Source organism: Sphingobacterium rhinopitheci, from assembly GCF_022627575.1.
GTDB lineage: Bacteria > Bacteroidota > Bacteroidia > Sphingobacteriales > Sphingobacteriaceae > Sphingobacterium > Sphingobacterium rhinopitheci.
On record NZ_JADEYQ010000009.1, the window covers coordinates 1 to 1,635 of the forward strand.

Here is a 1,635-nt window from a genome sequence, read left to right on the forward strand (position 1 = left end):
TTAATTATCTGTTTCGTTTTATTGTTAGTCTTTATAGCTGGGCTCTATATAAAATTTAAATTACCTGATGTTGCAAATTCAGATGATTTAACTATTGCTATTACTCCAGAACGACTGGAACGAGGTAAATATTTAGCCAATCATGTAACAGTATGTATTGATTGTCATAGTCAACGGGATTGGTCAATATATAGCGCTCCTTTAGTACCCGGTACAGAAGGGATAGGTGGTGAAGTTTTTAATCAGGAAATGGGGTTTCCTGGTTTTATCACAGCTAAGAACATTACTCCAGCAGCTTTAGATACATGGTCAGATGCTGATATTTATCGTGCGATTACTGTTGGTGTAGATAAGCAAGGTGTAGCTTTATTTCCTGTAATGTCTTATCATAGATTTGGTATTATGGCTAAAGAAGATATTTATAGTATCATAGCTTATTTACGTAGTTTACCTCCTTTGAAGGGTGCAGCTATACCCGCTACTAAATTAGATTTTCCAGTTAATATTTTAGTTAATTTAGAACCTAAACAGTTTGACCATATGGCTCTTCCCGAGAAATCAGATACTATTAATTATGGAGCTTATTTAATTAACGCTGCTGGCTGTGTAGATTGCCATAGCACGGTTTCCAAAGGTAAAATCATTAAGGGTACGGAATATTCTGGAGGAATGGAATTCAAACTGCCTAATGGTATCTTAACAGCTCCTAATATTACAATGGATAAGACCACAGGAATTGGTTTATTGTCGAAGGATACTTTTATTCATAAATTTAAATTATATGCTGATTCTGCCTATCAGATTCCTAAAGTGAAGCCTAATGAAATGAATACACCTATGCCTTGGAAAATGTATAGTGGTATGTCTTCGTATGATTTAGGAGCTATTTATGCCTATTTGAAGAGTTTGAAGCCTATAACTAATAAAATTGAGGTGAGAAAATTTAATTAAATATTTGTTTGCTAGGTTGTAACTACTGGATTAATATGGTAAAATATACGCACAGTAATTATTGTTTAAATCATTATCTATATGTTTCAACCTATTAATTCTCCAATTATCCTTTGGGTTTTTCATTTTATCCGGCATTAAGTCAACAACTTAGCGACTATTCCAAAAAATAAGGAATAAAACACTTGGAAGTAGGATATATTTTGTGCTATCTTTGCACCACTCCGCAAGGGAGTAACGGTTGGTAACAACCTTGAAAAAGTAGAGTAGAAGATGTTTAAGCATAGAAATATGCGAAAAACAAAACAAAAAAATCTTCAAATAAAATTTGGAGATTAGAATAAATTTTCTACCTTTGCAGTCCCGACGGAAACGAAGGGAACACAAAAAACGATATGTACAGCAGTAATGCTCGAAATATAAGCAGAAGCGCGATGCGGATGCGAAGAAAGTTCTTTAAGAAAATGATCATGTAGCGTAATGAGTAGTTGATTTGGAGATTAGAATAAATTTTCTACCTTTGCAGTCCCGACGGAAACGAAGGGAAAACAAAAAACGATAAGTACAGCAGTAATGCTCGAAATATAAGCAGAAGCGCGATGCGGATGCGAAGAAAGTTCTTTAAGAAAATGATCATGTAGCGTAATGAGTAGTTGAGAAACGAAAGTTACAATTTAACTTTAA

The 1,635-nt window shown here is 34.0% G+C and carries 1 protein-coding gene; it reads left to right on the top strand.

Annotated features, from left to right (window positions below; translation table 11 throughout):
• On the top strand, positions 1-951 hold a 951-nt coding region (locus IP023_RS10225), incomplete at its 5' end, for a c-type cytochrome (protein ID WP_241790179.1).
• Positions 952-1,635 lie beyond the last annotated feature (684 nt).